Consider the following 15,624-nt stretch of genomic DNA (forward strand, 5'->3'; position numbering starts at 1 on the left):
GGCATATCCGGCAGGATCGCCGGCGGATCGCCTATGCTGCAATGCACAATATGGGGTCGCGGCAGGGGTTGGCAAGCGGCCATCCGCGCCCGGACAGGACAGTCGTGCTGCCCTGGATCAAGCCGAACGTGTGTTCGCGATCAGCGAACCAGCAGGTCGACGTCGCTGCCGCCCGCGGGATTGGCGGTAGCGTACAGCACATAGGCCGCATCGCCGCGCGTACCGCCCAGCACGTGCATCGCGCCCGATGCCTGATGTTCGGCCGAATAGCCCGCCCGGCTGACGCGGGCATTATACCAGTCGAGGATGCGGCCGACCGGCGCGCCGCTGGTGAAACTGACGACACGCAACCCGCATGCATCGTTACCCGCGGCCTCGCGCACCCGCGCGTCGGGGTAGAGCGGCACATCGGCGGGCAGGCGGTTGGCCCAGCCGGCGGAATAGCTGACGCGCTGCGTGCAGGTCGCATCGCCCGACTGGCGGGACGCCAGTTCACCCAGCGTCAGCGCACCATCCGCCTTGCGACATTCCGGGCAATCCTTGCGGGCGGCGGGCACCGCCTTCAGGTCGGCGGCCGTCACGCGGTCGTCGCGCACCGGATCGGTGGGAATGGACAGCGGATCGGGTCTGCTCGGCGGCCGCACGACATTCGTGTTGGCGCTTTGCGTCAGCGCCGGATCGACCATGATCTGGTCGTGCAACGCAGCGGTCAGGGCCGGGTCGCGCTGGTTGTCCGCGCCGGACGCCTGCGTGGCGCCGGTCAATTCCTTGTCCAGGCTGTCGAGGTCCTGCTGCGATGCCGGTTGCTTGCTGCACGCCGCCAGCAGGAGGACGGACAGGAGGAGGGCGCGATTCGTCGTCACCCCCCGATCATGGCGCAGCCGTCGTTAAGGTGCCATCGGCGTTGATGGTTAACCCAATGTCACAATCCGGCGGCTTGTCCCGCTGCGAGACAGGACCCATGTTGCCCGCATGCTCAATATCGTTTCCGTCGCGATCGGCCTCGTCACCCTGGTGCTGGGCCTCGTCGCGTTCATTCCCCTGCTCGGCTGGATGAACTGGCTGGTCATACCGATCGGCATCGTCGGGGCCGCGGTGGGCGCCATGTCGTCGTCCAACGGCGGGCGCAATCTCAACTTGGTGCTGATCGTGATCTTCGCGATCCGCCTCAGCCTCGGCGGCGGCATCTTCTGATAATATGACGAGGCCCGGCGTCGCCGCCGGGCCTCGCTTTCCATATACTCTGTGCCGACTCTGCCGTCGATCAGCGGCAGGTCACCTGACCCCGGTCGATCGCATTGCCCAGCAACGCGCCGCCACCGGCGCCGACCAGCGTGCCGAGCAGCCGCGAACCGCCGCCGGCGATCACGTTGCCCAGCGCACCACCGGCGAGGCCGCCGACGATCAGGCCCGTGGTGCCGTCGTTGCGCCGGCAATAATAGCGACCGTTGTTACCGCGGTAGATGCGGTCGTTGCGGCCCAGCTGGCGCGTCTGGTAATAGCGTCCGTCGCGATAATATTGGTCGGCGAAATAGCCGCGCTGGCCTCGCGGCAGGCGATTATAGTCGTAGTTGCGGTACTGCCGCCAATCGTTGCGCCGATCCTGGCGGATGTCGCGAAGATCGCCGCGGCGATCCTGACGGGCATCGCGCACCTGGTCGCGATATTCGCGACGGGCATCGCGGACGTCGCGCCGTGAATCGGCATTGCGCAGGTCGCGGCGATAATCCTGGCGGGCGTCGCGCACCTCGCCACGATATTCGCGATTGGCCTCGCGCCGGGTGTCCTGCGCCGCGGCAGGGATCGCTGCAAAGGTCGTCGCCGCCAATGCGGCGGACAGGATGGCGATACGCATGCGTCTGGCTCCTTATTTTGTGATTGTAGAACCAGCGGACGGCCCGCCGGGTTGCGTGAACGACAAACTACGTCGCGTTCACACATCCGACAGGCCGTCTTCGCTTCAGCCGAACGTCGTATCCAGCGTGATGTCGCAGTTCAGCACCTTCGACACCGGGCAGCCGGCCTTCGCCTCGTTCGCGATCCGCTCGAATTCCGCCTCATCCAGGCCTTCGACATGACCGGTCAGCGTCAGCGCCGATTTGGTGATGGTGAAACCGTCGCCATCCTTGTCCAGCGTCACCTTCGCGTCGGTCTTCAGATTGCCCTGCGCGTGACCCGCACCGGCCAGCGCGAAGCTGAGCGCCATCGTGAAGCAGCTGGCATGCGCGGCGGCGATCAGCTCTTCCGGGTTGGTGCCGGGGCCATCCTCGAAACGGGTGCCGAATCCGTAATTGTTGTTCGACAGGACGCCCGACTGCGTCGTGACCTTGCCTTTGCCGTCCTTGCCGAGACCATCGTAGCTTGCCGAAGCGCTGCGGGTGACCATGTGTCGATAACTCCTGTGGGTTGCGGACGCCATACGCAGCAAGGGCGCCCCGAGTTTCCTCGGAACGCCCTTTTCTGACCTAAATCGCCGGTCGATCAGCGGCAGCGACGCTTGCCACCGCGATCGATCTCACGGCCAAGCAGGCCACCGGCGACCGCGCCGCCCAGCGTGCCGACCGTACGATCGCCGCGCGTGTCGATCGTGCGACCCAGCAATGCGCCGCCGACGGCACCGACCACGGCGCCCGTCGTGCCGTCCGGCTTGCGACAACGGACGCGGCCGCGATTGTCGCGCCACTCGCGATACTTGTAACGCTGCGCGCCGGCCTGCGACACCGGGACCACCATGGTGGCGGGCAGGACCATTGCGGCACAACCTATGGCGAGCATCAACTTACGCATAAAATCACTCCCGTTCTCGAAACTTGTGATGTGCTAACGTCGGTCAACATAACGCGGTTGCATGAACCTGAAATAACGTTCCGTTCAGGGAACGATCGGTGGTTCGGGTGGCCGCGTCTCACCCCGTTTCCGATAGTGATTGGCGATCAGCGTCGCTCCCAGCAGAAAGCCGCCGGGGGCGAGCAGGACGACGGCGGCAAGGCCGATCTGGCTTTTGGTGATACGCATCGGCGATGCATGTAAGGCGCGCCGGTGAACGCCGGCTTGCGGATCAGAACGGCATCTTCAAATGCAGCATCGCGCGTGGGGCGCTCTGACCGTTCGGCAGCGTCCCCTGCTCGGCGGCGGCGGACATGCGGATCGATCCGATCAGGCCTGTCTCGGCGCGAAGCGGGCGGGCGGCATGGCGATCGGTGTCGATCGGGCCCAGTCGATCCGCGCCGCGGGCGCGGGCGCACACGACGATGTCGCCGCCGGCATCGGGTTCGCCGCAGGGCGTGGCCACCGGCGTGGGTTTGACCGGGCGCAGTTCGGGCGGGATCGGCGGGCCGGATATCGCCTGCATCGCCATCATCATCGCCAGCCGCATCGCAACCCCTCCCGATGCCGCCAGCGTGGCGACGGATTGCGGCGCTGCGAAGGCGGATCAGCGATAGTTGAAGCTGATGCTGATCCGCTCGCCCTTGGCGGCATTGGGAACCACCTCGTGTCGCAGCCAGCTTTCCCACAGGAACACGCTGCCCGGCTTCGGTTCGGCATAGACGAAGGTGGCGTGATCCTCGCCGGCATCGGCGCGGCGCATCGGCGCGGCCATCATCATCGGCAGTCGCGGATCCTCCAGCTTCAGCGCCCCCGCGCCCGGCGGCGTCGCGACATAGATCGTCCCGCTCACCGCGCTGTGCGGATGGATATGGCCCGAATGATTGCCGCCCGGCTTCAGGACGTTGACCCACAGGCTGTCCAGTTTCAGCCTGCGCCCGCCAAGGTCGAACGCGCATGCGTCCGCAAAGCGCGCGACATGCTTGTTGAGCAGCCTCACCAGATCGGCAAACCGCGGATCGCGCGACGGCAGGTCGTTGAGCGATGCGTAGGAGGTATAGCCGCGATAGCCATGCGCCTTCGACCAGGCGACGCCCGCCCGATCCTGCCTGGCGAGGTCGAGGCACGCGTCCGCCAGCTCGTCCAGCAGCGCCGCATCGCCCAGATCGTCCTCGTAGAAGCGTGTTGCGAACAGGGTTCGGATCGTCATGCCGTCAACCTTTCTCAAGCCAGCCGCATGGCGACATCGTTCATGAACCGCACGTCGTCCCCCGCGGCGAGCCAGCCCGCCTCCGCGCCGATCGCACCCAGCATGTCGGCCAGCGGGTCCAGCTCTGCCTTGGCGTAATTGCCCAGCACGTAACCGGTCACGCGATCCTTGTGCCCCGGATGGCCGATGCCGATCCGCACCCGGCGGAATTCCGGGCCCAGATGCTGGTCGGTCGACCGCAGCCCGTTATGCCCCGCGGTCCCGCCGCCACGCTTCACCTTCACCTTGAACGGCGCGAGGTCCAGCTCGTCGTGGAACACGGTCAGCGCGTCCGGCCCCAGTTTGTAGAACCGCAACGCCTCGCCGATCGCGCGACCGCTCTCGTTCATGAACGTCGCGGGCTTCAACAGCAGGATTTTGTCGCTGCCGATCCGCCCCTCCTGCGTCCACCCCTGGAACTGCTTTTTCACCGGTGCAAAGCCGTGCATGTCGGCGATCAGGTCGAGCGCCATGAACCCGACGTTGTGGCGGTGCATGGCATATTGCGGCCCCGGATTGCCGAGCCCGGCCCAGATCTGCATGGCGTGGTATCCTCCTTCTTCGTCGCCCCGGACGTGTTCCGGGGTGACGGGGGTGGGGCGTCCGTCGGAACCATAAACAAAAAGGGCAGGGGAGCGTCGCCGCTGCCCTGCCCCCTGTCCGACGCCGCCGCAGCGGCACCGCCCCTTACTTCTTCTGGGGGGTGATCTTGTCGTCGTCGTTGTCGTCGTCGTTCGGCTCGACGGCGGCCTCGTCCTCGGCAGCAGCCTCGGCAGCCTGCGTCTCGGCGACTTCGGCGTCGAGCGCCTCGTCCTGCGCGGTCGGCACCGTCGGCGGCACGATCGTCGCGATCGCGAAGTCGCGGTCGTCGATCGCGGGCTTGGCGCCCTTCGGCAGCGTCACGTCGCTGATGTGGATCGAATCGCCGATTTCCTTGCCCTTCAGCGAAATCGTGATCTCGCTGGGGATGTCGGCGGCATCGACGATCAGCTCGATCTCGTGGCGCGTGATGTTCAGCACGCCATTGCCGCGCTTGATGCCGGGGGCGTCGTCTTCGTCGGCGAACACGACGGGGACGGCCACGGTCACCTCGGTGTGCTCACCGATGCGCAGGAAGTCGACGTGCACCGGACGATCGGTGACGGGATGGAACGTCACGTCCTTCGGCAGCGTGCGCTCGCCGGAGACCATGATGACGGAATTCATGAAGTGACCGGTCATCAGCGCCTTCATCAGCGCCTTTTCCTCGAGATGGATCGAGGTCGGTTCCTTGTTCTGGCCGTAGATCACGGCGGGGACGCGGCCGTCACGACGCAGCGCCCGGGAGGCTCCCTTGCCAACCCGGTCGCGCGTCTCGGCTGCGAGCGTAATGGTGTCGCTCATGCAGATAACCTTCCGAAACGTGCTTAAGTGTCTTTCCGCGCCACGCCTCCAGGGATGACCATGACCGGAAGCGGGGGCGCTTAGCGGACGGGGGCGGAAAAGGCAACCGGCTGGCCCGTCCTCACCCTTCGCCGGCTTCGCCGTCTTATCCCCTCTCCCGGAGGGAGAGGGGAGAGGCGCGCCAGCGCCGAGGGGTGACGGCAGGAGCGACCCGCCTCAATACCGCACCCGCTCCGCCTTCACCCCCATCTTCGCCAGATACGCCTGCACCGAATCCGGTCCGGCCAGATGCCCCGCGCCCACCGCGATGAACACCGTCCCCGGCCGGGCCATCCGCTGCTTGATCCACGTCGCCCAGCGCGCGTTGCGGTCGGTCAGCAGCACCTTGGCGACCTCGGGCGAACTCTTCAGCTCGTCGTTCATCTCGCGTGCCAGCGCGTCGGGGTCGCCGCGCGCCCATTCATCGACCATCGCCGCCATCTGCTTGGGTAACGAGGGCAGTTCGTCCACCGTGCTCTCCAAGAACTGCAATTGTGCCGCGTCCGACAGGCTGCCGAAGAACCCCAGCTGCTGCTCGGGCGTCTCCAGCCCCGTCAGCGGCTTGTGCGCCTGCTTCGCCGCGGCGGTGATGACCTCCTCCGGCCCGTTGGTGCTGTCATATCCCAGCTTCGACAGCGGCGCGACCGACAGCTGCGTCGCCGCCAGCCATGGCTTGTACCGGTCCAGCGCATCCGCCGGCAGGCCAAGGTCGGTCACCGCCCTGGTGAACGCCGCCCGCTTGGCGGCGGGCAGGCGCTGCGTCAGCGGCGGGGTGCCCGGCGCCGCGACCCCGGTCGCCTGCACCAGCCCCTGCATCGTCGCAGGATCGGGCATCACGATCTCCAGCTTCACCTCGTCCGACCGGTCGAACGCGGTCTTCACCGCCTCGTCGAACCACGTCAGGCCGGGCTTGAGCACGTGGATCGTGCCGAACAGATACACCGTCGTGTCCTTGTGCTTCACCACCCACAAAGCAGGGTCGGCATCGTTCGGTGCGGCGGCGGCGGGCGCCTTGGCGGGCTGCTCCGCGCAGGCGGGCAGGCCCAGGCAGAGCGCGATGGCCGACAAGGCGGCGCCGAATGTTCGTATCATGCGGGTGACTGTCCGATCGTGAAGCTTCGCGATGAGGTAATGCGGCGCCGCACCACTTGCTAGACGCCGCCTCATCCGCCAAAGCCGCTCGGGCCATGGCCGCCACACCGCTTTCCTTCCAGAAGATGATCCTGACGCTCCACGATTACTGGAGCGACCGGGGCTGCGTGATCCTCCAGCCGTACGACATGGAAATGGGCGCCGGCACCTTCCACCCCGCCACCACGCTGCGCGCGCTGGGGCCGGATGCGTGGAATGCCGCCTTCGTCCAGCCCTGCCGCCGGCCGACCGACGGCCGCTATGGCGAAAATCCCAATCGCCTCCAGCATTACTACCAGTATCAGGTGATCCTGAAGCCCTCGCCGGCCGATCTGCAGGACCTGTACCTCGGCAGCCTGGCGGCGATCGGCGTCGACATGACCCGCCACGACATCCGCTTCGTCGAGGACGATTGGGAGTCGCCGACGCTGGGCGCCTGGGGCCTCGGCTGGGAAGTCTGGTGCGACGGCATGGAGGTGACGCAATTCACCTATTTCCAGCAGATGGGCGGTTTCGACATGAAGCCCGTCGCGGGCGAGCTCACCTACGGGCTGGAACGGCTGGCGATGTACATCCAGGACGTCGACAACGTCTACGATCTCAAGTTCAACGACAATGGCGTGACCTACGGCGACGTCTTCCTCGAAAACGAACGCCAGATGTCGAAGTGGAACTTCGAGGTCGCCGACACCGCCACGCTGTTCGACGCGTTCAGAAAGGCGGCGGCGGAATGCGAGAACAGCCTCGCCGCCGGTCTGCCGATCCCGGCGTACGAACAGGCGATCAAGGCCAGCCACACCTTCAACCTGCTCCAGGCGCGCGGCGTCATCTCGGTGGCCGAACGCCAGGCCTACATCGGCCGCGTCCGCGACCTCGCCAAGGGCGCCTGCGGCGCCTGGATGGAGAAGAACGGATGGGCGGCGTGAGATCCGTTCGAGTAAGAGAAGGGGTGTTCGCGCAGAGGCGCAGAGACGCAGAGAAGAGGGGGTGTTTGACCACCTCGCTCTCGGCTGTCTCCAACCAGCCCTATCGGAATTGCGTGTATCCGAAGCGCCTGCGGCGTTTCGGATCACGGTCGTCGCAGGCGCGGTCCGACACATCTTTTCTTCTCGGCGTCTCTGCGCCTCTGCGCGAACCAATCCCTTCCTTCTTCGGCGCTGCACGATGACCGACTTTCTCCTCGAACTCCGCTCCGAAGAAATCCCCGCGCGCATGCAGGACAAGGCGCGCGACGATCTCGCCCGCCTGTTCGCCGCCGAACTGGCGAAGGCCGGGCTGCAGGCCGCCGAACTCGTCACCTACGCCACCCCGCGCCGTCTGGCGCTGATCGCGCGCGACCTGCCGGCCGAAACGCAGGCCGTGTCCGAGGAATTGAAGGGCCCCAAGGCAAGTGCCCCGCCGCAGGCGCTCGAAGGGTTCCTCAGGAAAACCGGCCTGACGCGCGACCAACTGACCGAGCGCGACGGCACCCTCTACGCCATCACGAACAAGCCCGGCGAGCCGACCGTGCAGGTCTTGCACAACGCGATCCAGACGATCGTGCACAAGTTTCCATGGCCTAAATCGATGCGCTGGGGGCACGGCTCGTTGCGCACCACCTCGCTGCGCTGGGTTCGCCCGCTCCAAGGCGTCGTCGCGCTGTTCGGGGACCAGCTCGTCCCCGGCAAGATCGAACTCCAGCCGGGCACGGGGCAGGGCGGCGCGATCGAATTCGGTGCCGCCACGCTCGGCCACCGCTTTCATCACCCCGGCCCGATCACCATCGGGTCGGCGGCGGATTACGTCGAGAAGCTGCGCGCCTGCCACGTGATCGTCGACCAGGACGAACGCCGCACGCTGATCCGCGACCGCGCCACCGCGCTCGCCGCCGAGGCAGGGCTGGTGCTGGTCGAGGATGAGGGGCTGGTCGCCGAAAACGCCGGCCTCGCCGAATGGCCGGTGCCGCTACTCGGTCGTTTCGACGCCGAATTCCTCACCGTCCCGCCCGAGGTGATCCAGCTCACCGCGCGCGTGAACCAGAAGTATTTCGTCTGCCGCGACGGCGATGGTGCGTTGGCCAACGCCTTCGTCTGCACCGCGAACATCGAGGCGAGCGACGGCGGCGCCAAGATCGTCGAGGGCAATCGCAAGGTCCTCGCCGCCCGCCTCTCCGATGCCCGCTTCTTCTACGACACCGATCTGAAGACGCCGCTCGAGGAGCAGGCCACAAAGCTTTCCAACATCGTCTTCCACGAAAAGCTCGGCACGGTGGCCGACAAGGTCGACCGCGTCGCCAAACTGGCAAGGTGGCTGGTCGAGGAAGGCATCGTTTCCTCCCCTCTCCCGCCGGGAGAGGGGCAAGGCGCGTTAGCGCCGCGGGGTGAGGGCAGGGGCGAGACGCCGGTCGGGTCGCCCTCCCCATCCCACCCGGCTGCGCCGGGCGGGTCCCTCCCTCTCCCGCCGGGAGAGGGCATGTCGCTTGCTGACATGGCCGAACGCGCCGCGCGCCTCGCCAAGGCGGACCTCGTCACCGGCATGGTCGGCGAATTTCCCGAACTACAGGGCCTGATGGGCGGCTATTACGCCGCCGCGCAGGGCGAACCCCGCGAAGTCGCCGACGCGATCCGCGATCACTACAAGCCGGTCGGGCAGGGTGACGAGGTCCCGACAGCGCCGGTTACGGTGGCGGTGTCGCTGGCGGATAAGCTGGATACGCTAGCCCAGTTCTTCGCTATTGGCGATAAACCGACAGGGTCCAAAGATCCTTTCGCGTTACGTCGGGCTGCGTTGGGCATACTTCGGATCATCGAGGCAAATGATATCCGTGCGAAGCTGTTGCCGGTGAGCAGAATGGCGTTAGGGATGCGTCTTCTGCAGCCCTTGCCTTCCGCCGAAGCAGCTCGTGCGGTCAGGCAAGCACTGATGTTTGGTGAATTGGCCAACGACACTTCAGGTAAGTTCTCTGAGGCTTTTGGGGCAATTAATGCTCTCGAAAAAACACGCGGGCGAGCGGAGTTTGAGGAGGCGTTCTCAAACGTCTGGCCCTTGGCAGCCGAGCTCCTCGACTTTTTTGCCGACCGTCTCAAGGTCCAGCAACGCGAAGCCGGAGTCCGCCACGACCTGATCGATGCGGTGTTCGCGCTCGGCGGCGAGGACGACCTCGTCCGCCTGCTCGCCCGCGTTCGTGCATTGCAAGCCTTCGTCACCACCGAGGACGGCAAAAACCTTCTCGCCGGCTACAAGCGCGCCGCCAACATCCTGAAGAAGGAGGGCTATTCCCCTCTCCCATCGGGAGAGGGGCAAGGCGCGCCAGCGCCGCGGGGTGAGGGCAGGGGCGAGGCGGGTGGCGAGCCTCACCCTTCCGCGCCTTCGACGCTCCCGGATGGGAGAGGGATTTCGCTGTCCTACACGCCCGAAACCGCAGAAGCTGGCCTCGTCGCCGCGCTCGATTCGGCCGAACCCGCCGCCGCCGCGGCGGTGGGTCGGGAGGATTTCGAACGCGCGATGGCGGCGCTCGCATCCCTGCGCGCGCCGATCGATGCGTTCTTTGACAATGTGACCGTCAACGATCCCGACGCGGACAAGCGCGCGGCCCGGCTGGCGCTGCTCGCGCGCGTCCGCGCCGCGGTGCATACCGTCGCCGACTTTTCGAAAATCGAGGGGTAGCGGAACAACCCCCACGTAGCGTCAACTTCGGCAACTTCCGAACGTCCGGTATGCTTCCTTCCTCCCCGGGACAGGCATTCGAACCTAGCTCAAGGACCAGCGATGACCCAATACGTGTACCGTTTCGGTGGCGGCGTTTCGGACGGCGGAAAGGGCGACAAGAACCTGCTCGGCGGCAAGGGGTCGAACCTCGCCGAAATGGCGTCGATCGGCCTGCCGGTGCCGCCGGGCTTCACGATCAGCACCGCGATGTGCACGACCTATTACGAGGAAGGCGAGCAATTCCCGCAGTCGCTGCGTGATGAGGTTGCGGCAGGAATTGAACATATCGAAGGGATTACGGGCAAGACCTTCGGCGATGCGGCAAATCCGCTGCTGGTGTCGGTCCGCTCCGGCGCCCGCGTGTCGATGCCGGGCATGATGGACACCGTCCTCAACCTCGGTCTCAACGATGCGACCGTCGAGGGGCTCAGCGCGAAGTCCGGCGACGAACGCTTCGCCTGGGACAGCTATCGCCGCTTCATCCAGATGTACGCCGACGTCGTACTCGAACTCGACCACGGCGCGTTCGAGGAAGCGCTGGAGATCGCCAAGGAAGACAACGGCTTCACGCTCGATACCGAGCTGACCGCCGCTGATCTCAAAAAGCTGGTCGCCGAATATAAGGGCCTGGTCGAACAGGAATGGGGCAAGCCCTTCCCGCAGGATGTCCACGACCAATTGTGGGGCGCGGTCGGCGCGGTGTTCGGATCGTGGCAGTCGGAACGCGCCAAGGTCTATCGCCGCCTGAACGACATCCCCGCCGACTGGGGCACCGCGGTCAACGTCCAGGCGATGGTCTTCGGCAACATGGGCGACACGTCCGCGACCGGCGTCGCCTTCACCCGCGATCCGGCCAAGGGCGACCGCGCCTATTACGGCGAATTCCTCATCAATGCGCAGGGCGAGGACGTCGTCGCCGGCATCCGCACGCCGCAATATCTCACCAAGACCGCGCGCGAGGAAGCCGGCGCCAAGCCTGCCTCGATGGAAGAGGCGATGCCGGAGGTCTATGCCGAGCTGGCTGCCGTGTTCGACCGGCTCGAAACGCATTACCGCGACATGCAGGACATCGAGTTCACGGTCGAACAGACCAAGCTCTGGATGCTCCAGACCCGCTCGGGCAAGCGCACCGCCAAGGCGGCGCTGAAGATCGCGGTCGACATGGCGAACGAAGGGCTCATCACCCGGAACGAAGCGATCCTGCGCGTCGACCCGATGGCGCTCGACCAGCTGCTCCACCCGACGCTCGATCCCAACGCCCCGCGCGACGTCATCGCCAAGGGCCTGCCCGCCAGCCCCGGCGCCGCCTCGGGCACCGTCGTGTTCGACGCCGACACCGCCGAAAAGCGCAACGCGGCGGGCGACAAGGTCATCCTGGTCCGCACCGAAACCAGCCCCGAGGACATCCACGGGATGCACGCCGCACAGGGGATCCTCACCGCTCGCGGCGGCATGACCAGCCACGCCGCGGTCGTCGCGCGTGGCATGGGCCGCCCGTGCGTGTCCGGTGCCGGATCGCTGTCGATCTCGGCGAAGGACAAGGTGATGAAGGTGGCGGGTCGCGAAATCCGCGAAGGCGACACGATCACCATCGACGGCGCCAGCGGCGAGGTGATGTTCGGGGAGGTCGCGACCGTCCAGCCCGAACTCGCCGGCGATTTCGGCACGCTGATGGAATGGGCCGACGGGGTGCGCCGCCTGAAGGTGCGCGCCAACGCCGAAACCCCGCTCGACTGCCAGACCGCGCGCGATTTCGGCGCGGAAGGCGTCGGCCTGTGCCGAACCGAGCATATGTTCTTCGACGCCGACCGCATCACCGCGGTTCGCCAGATGATCCTCGCCACCGACGAAGCCGGCCGCCGCACCGCGCTGGAGCGTCTGCTCCCCGCCCAGCGCAGCGACTTCGCCGCGATCTTCGAGGTGATGGCCGGCCTGCCGGTAACGGTGCGGCTGCTCGACCCGCCGCTGCACGAATTCTTGCCGCACGAGGAAAACGACTTCGCCGAAGTCGCGACCGCGGCGGGGAGCGACATCGACGTGCTGAAGCGCCGCGCCGCCGAACTGCATGAATTTAACCCGATGCTGGGCCACCGTGGCTGCCGCCTCGGCGTCACCTATCCTGAAATCTACGAAACGCAGGCCCGCGCCATCTTCGAAGCGGCGATCGACGTCGCCGAAAAGTCCGGCGCCGCGCCCATCCCCGAAGTGATGATCCCGCTGGTCGCGACCAAGCGTGAACTCGACCTGATGAAGGCGGTGGTCGACAAGGCGGCGCAGGTGGTGTTCGCCGAACGCGGCAAGACCATCGAATATCTCGTCGGCACGATGATCGAACTCCCCCGCGCCGCGCTGAAGGCGGGCGAGATCGCCGAGACCGGCGAATTCTTCTCGTTCGGTACCAACGACCTGACGCAGACGACGCTGGGCGTCAGCCGCGACGATGCGGCGCGCTTCCTCGGCGCCTATGTCGAGCAGGGCATCTATGCCAAGGACCCGTTCGTCAGCCTCGATATCGAAGGGGTGGGCGAATTGGTGCAGATGGCGGCCGACCGCGGTCGCGCGACCCGGCCGGACATCAAGCTCGGCATCTGCGGCGAACACGGCGGCGACCCGGCGAGCATCGCCTTCTGCGAAAAGGTCGGCTTGGACTACGTCTCCGCCAGCCCGTATCGCGTGCCGATCGCACGGCTCGCGGCGGCGCAGGCGGCGCTGAAGTAGACAGACGCTACCCCAAACCCTCCGTCATCCCGGACGTGTTCCGGGATCCACCGGGCGGCAGGCGCATCGGCTAGAGCCTCTTGCGGTTCGCTTGCTGACGAGTGGACCCCGGAATACGTCGGGGGTGACGGAGCAGGACGAGGGTTCGACCAAGATTGACGCTACGGCGACAGCCCCGCTATCGCCGCGGCAACGATATGGAGAGTGACGGGCGATGAAGAAGCTCTACCCAGACGCGGCCGCGGCGCTCGAGGGCCTGCTGCACGACGGCATGACGATCTGCGCCGGCGGCTTCGGCCTGTGCGGCATTCCGGAACGCCTGATCGACGCCATCCAGGCGTCGGGCGTCAAGGATCTTACCATCGCCAGCAACAATGCCGGTATTGATGGCGAAGGGCTCGGCAAGCTGCTGCGCACCCGGCAGGTCAGGAAGATGATCTCGAGCTACGTCGGCGAGAACAAGGAATTCGAGCGCCAGTATCTCAGCGGCGAACTCGAGGTCGAATTCTGTCCGCAGGGTACGCTGGCCGAACGCTGCCGGGCAGGGGGGGCGGGCATCCCCGGCTTCTACACGAAGACCGGCGTCGGCACGCTGGTGGCCGAGGGCAAGGAGGTGAAGACCTTCGACGGGCAGGAATACATCCTCGAACGCGGCATCCGCTCGGACATCAGCATCATCAAGGGGTGGAAGGCGGACGAGAGCGGCAACCTGGTCTTCCGAAAGACCGCGCGCAACTTCAACCAGCCGATGGCGACCGCGGGCAAGGTCTGCATCGCCGAGGTCGAGGAAGTCGTGCCCGTCGGCGCCCTCGACCCCGATCACATCCATCTGCCCGGCGTCTATGTGAAGCGGATGATCGTCGGCGCGCCCTACGACAAGAAGATCGAATTCCGCACCGTTCGCGAACGCACCCCGCGACAGGTCGCGGAGCAGGCGGGCGCGTGATCCGGCAAGCGACCGCCTTGCTGGTCGGCGCGGCCTTGCTTGCCGGCTGCGGCCCGACCCGCACGTCGCGCGTCGGCCGCCTGCCCGCGCCGGGGCGGACCTATACCGCCGATGGCAAGGTGGTCCGCGTCACCGGGATGAAGGCGCTGCCCGCCCCCGATGGCAGCATGCCCGCTCCGGCAGGCGCCAGCCCGGTGCCGCCGCAATTCCAGTTCCTCTATGGCTCCGCCGAGGCTGCGGCACTCAGCCGCCAGGCCTACAGCGCGCTCGTCGCCTACGCCCGCTATCGCAAGGCGGCCGGGGATGGACTGGTGTTGGCACCGAACGCGACGCTCGCCGCGCCGCAATGGGTCGGCTGCGCCGAAAAGCCGCGTGCGGCGGTATTCGATGCCGACGAAACCGCGGTGCTCAACCTGGGGGTGGAGGCATTGGCCGCCCGCAACCCGGCTGCGCCCTTCGATACGGCGCAATGGGCGCGCTGGGAACGCACCGGTGCCGCTGCGACCGCGCCGGTTCCCGGAGCCGTCGAGGCCTTCGCCGCCCTCCGTTCCGCGGGGATCGCGGTCATCGTCAACAGCAATCGCAGCCTCGCCAATGCCGCCGGCACGATCGCCGGCCTGAAGGCGGCGGGACTGGGCGACTTCACGCTCGGCAGCGACCTGTTCCTGCGCGATGGTCCCGGCGGCAAGGATGCCCGCCGTACCGCAATCGCCGCGCGATATTGCGTCGTGGCGATGGCCGGCGACCAGCTCGGCGATTTCAGCGACCTGTTCAATGCCATTCCGTCTGCCGCCGATCGCCGCCGCGTCGCCGATACCGGTGCGGTCGCGAACCTGTGGGGCAACGGCTGGTTCGTCCTTCCCAACCCCGTCTACGGCACGGCGCTGAAGGGCAACTTCGACGAGGTTTTCCCGACCGGCAAACGCTGGACCGACACGCAAGGAGAGAAATAGCATGGCGTGGGACCGCAACCAGATGGCCGCGCGCGCCGCGCAGGAATTGCGCGACGGCTATTACGTCAACCTCGGTATCGGCATTCCGACGTTGGTGGCGAACAACATCCCGGCGGGCATGACGGTAACGCTGCAATCCGAAAACGGCATGCTCGGCATCGGCCCGTTTCCGTACGACGACGAGGTCGATGCCGATCTCATCAACGCCGGCAAGCAGACGATCAGCGAGCTGCCGCAATCGGCCTATTTCGGCAGCGAACAGAGTTTCGCGATGATCCGCGGCGGCCACATCGACCTGACCGTCCTCGGCGCGATGGAAGTCAGCGAGGGCGGCGACATCGCCAACTGGATGATCCCGGGCAAGATGATCAAGGGCATGGGCGGCGCGATGGACCTCGTCGCCGGGGTCAAGCAGATCATCGTCGTGATGGATCACAATGCCAAGGACGGCAGCCCGAAGTTCATTCCGTCCTGCTCGTTGCCGCTGACCGGCAAGAACGTCGTCGACATGATCGTCACCGATCTCGGCGTGTTCCGCCGTACCGATCATCAGGCGCCGTTCAAGCTGATCGAGGTCGCACCTGGCGTGACCGCTGACGAGATTGCCGCGAAAACCACCGCCCGATATACCAGCTAGGTGGTGGCGAGGCTTGCTACGTGCGACGATGGCGCTCGACGCCGTCGATCGCGCT

17 protein-coding genes are annotated in these 15,624 nt (G+C 66.5%); 7 read left to right on the top strand and 10 right to left on the bottom strand.

From position 1 onward, the window contains the following. Positions 1-140: 140 nt before the first annotated feature. A complete protein-coding gene (locus GTH33_RS11040) occupies positions 141-863 on the bottom strand; it encodes a hypothetical protein (protein ID WP_163958444.1) in 723 nt (240 codons plus the stop codon). 109 nt (positions 864-972) lie between these two features. Between GTH33_RS11040 and GTH33_RS11045 the strand changes: the two genes are divergently transcribed. Further along, positions 973-1,194 carry a hypothetical protein gene (locus GTH33_RS11045; RefSeq protein ID WP_163958445.1) on the top strand — a complete coding sequence of 74 codons (222 nt, stop codon included), beginning with the start codon at positions 973-975 and terminating at the stop codon, positions 1,192-1,194. 70 nt (positions 1,195-1,264) lie between these two features. Here GTH33_RS11045 and GTH33_RS11050 read toward each other — a convergent pair whose 3' ends face one another. From GTH33_RS11050 to GTH33_RS11085, 9 genes are all read right to left on the bottom strand, one after another. Then, the gene (locus GTH33_RS11050) at positions 1,265-1,855 is read right to left on the bottom strand and encodes a glycine zipper 2TM domain-containing protein (protein WP_163958446.1); all 591 of its coding nucleotides are present in this window, start codon (positions 1,853-1,855) and stop codon (positions 1,265-1,267) included. 105 nt (positions 1,856-1,960) lie between these two features. Next, entirely contained in the window at positions 1,961-2,386 is a 426-nt protein-coding gene (locus GTH33_RS11055; RefSeq protein ID WP_163958447.1) for an OsmC family protein, read from the bottom strand. Positions 2,387-2,481: 95 nt separating this feature from the next. Further along, positions 2,482-2,787 carry a glycine zipper 2TM domain-containing protein gene (locus tag GTH33_RS11060; RefSeq protein WP_163958448.1) on the bottom strand — a complete coding sequence of 102 codons (306 nt, stop codon included), beginning with the start codon at positions 2,785-2,787 and terminating at the stop codon, positions 2,482-2,484. Positions 2,788-2,871: 84 nt separating this feature from the next. Next, entirely contained in the window at positions 2,872-3,015 is a 144-nt protein-coding gene (locus tag GTH33_RS17905; RefSeq protein WP_166753140.1) for a hypothetical protein, read from the bottom strand. 43 nt (positions 3,016-3,058) lie between these two features. Beyond that, entirely contained in the window at positions 3,059-3,376 is a 318-nt protein-coding gene (locus GTH33_RS11065) for a 5'-nucleotidase (protein WP_163958449.1), read from the bottom strand. Between the two features lie 57 nt (positions 3,377-3,433). Beyond that, a complete protein-coding gene (locus tag GTH33_RS11070; protein ID WP_163958450.1) occupies positions 3,434-4,036 on the bottom strand; it encodes a TIGR02466 family protein in 603 nt (200 codons plus the stop codon). A gap of 14 nt (positions 4,037-4,050) precedes the next feature. Further along, a complete protein-coding gene (gene pth, locus GTH33_RS11075) occupies positions 4,051-4,617 on the bottom strand; it encodes an aminoacyl-tRNA hydrolase (protein WP_163958451.1) in 567 nt (188 codons plus the stop codon). 145 nt (positions 4,618-4,762) lie between these two features. Then, on the bottom strand, positions 4,763-5,458 hold the full coding sequence (locus tag GTH33_RS11080; RefSeq protein ID WP_163958452.1) for a 50S ribosomal protein L25/general stress protein Ctc: 696 nt from the start codon (positions 5,456-5,458) through the stop codon (positions 4,763-4,765). 216 nt (positions 5,459-5,674) lie between these two features. Continuing rightward, positions 5,675-6,589 carry a TraB/GumN family protein gene (locus tag GTH33_RS11085; RefSeq protein WP_163958453.1) on the bottom strand — a complete coding sequence of 305 codons (915 nt, stop codon included), beginning with the start codon at positions 6,587-6,589 and terminating at the stop codon, positions 5,675-5,677. 95 nt (positions 6,590-6,684) lie between these two features. On the opposite strand from GTH33_RS11085, the gene GTH33_RS11090 reads away from it, so the two are divergent. The 6 genes from GTH33_RS11090 to GTH33_RS11115 all read left to right on the top strand — a co-directional run bounded on the left by GTH33_RS11090 (position 6,685) and on the right by GTH33_RS11115 (position 15,569). Then, positions 6,685-7,554, top strand: coding sequence for a glycine--tRNA ligase subunit alpha (locus GTH33_RS11090; RefSeq protein WP_208404059.1), 870 nt, complete (start codon positions 6,685-6,687; stop codon positions 7,552-7,554). 238 nt (positions 7,555-7,792) lie between these two features. Beyond that, positions 7,793-10,273, top strand: a complete 2,481-nt coding sequence (gene glyS / locus GTH33_RS11095; protein ID WP_163958454.1) for a glycine--tRNA ligase subunit beta — start codon at positions 7,793-7,795, stop codon at positions 10,271-10,273. 102 nt (positions 10,274-10,375) lie between these two features. Further along, entirely contained in the window at positions 10,376-13,033 is a 2,658-nt protein-coding gene (ppdK, locus tag GTH33_RS11100) for a pyruvate, phosphate dikinase (RefSeq protein ID WP_163958455.1), read from the top strand. Between the two features lie 214 nt (positions 13,034-13,247). Then, the gene (locus GTH33_RS11105) at positions 13,248-13,979 is read left to right on the top strand and encodes a CoA transferase subunit A (protein WP_163958456.1); all 732 of its coding nucleotides are present in this window, start codon (positions 13,248-13,250) and stop codon (positions 13,977-13,979) included. Continuing rightward, on the top strand, positions 13,976-14,932 hold the full coding sequence (locus GTH33_RS11110) for an HAD family acid phosphatase (protein WP_163958457.1): 957 nt from the start codon (positions 13,976-13,978) through the stop codon (positions 14,930-14,932). Before GTH33_RS11105 ends, GTH33_RS11110 begins: the two co-directional genes overlap by 4 nt. Before the next feature lies 1 nt (position 14,933). After that, complete coding sequence (locus GTH33_RS11115; RefSeq protein WP_163958458.1) at positions 14,934-15,569, top strand: 3-oxoacid CoA-transferase subunit B; 636 nt, start codon at positions 14,934-14,936, stop codon at positions 15,567-15,569. The last annotated feature ends 55 nt before the right edge of the window (positions 15,570-15,624 follow it).

Origin of the sequence: Sphingomonas insulae (genome assembly GCF_010450875.1) — a bacterium.
Taxonomy (GTDB): Bacteria; Pseudomonadota; Alphaproteobacteria; order Sphingomonadales; family Sphingomonadaceae; genus Sphingomonas; species Sphingomonas insulae.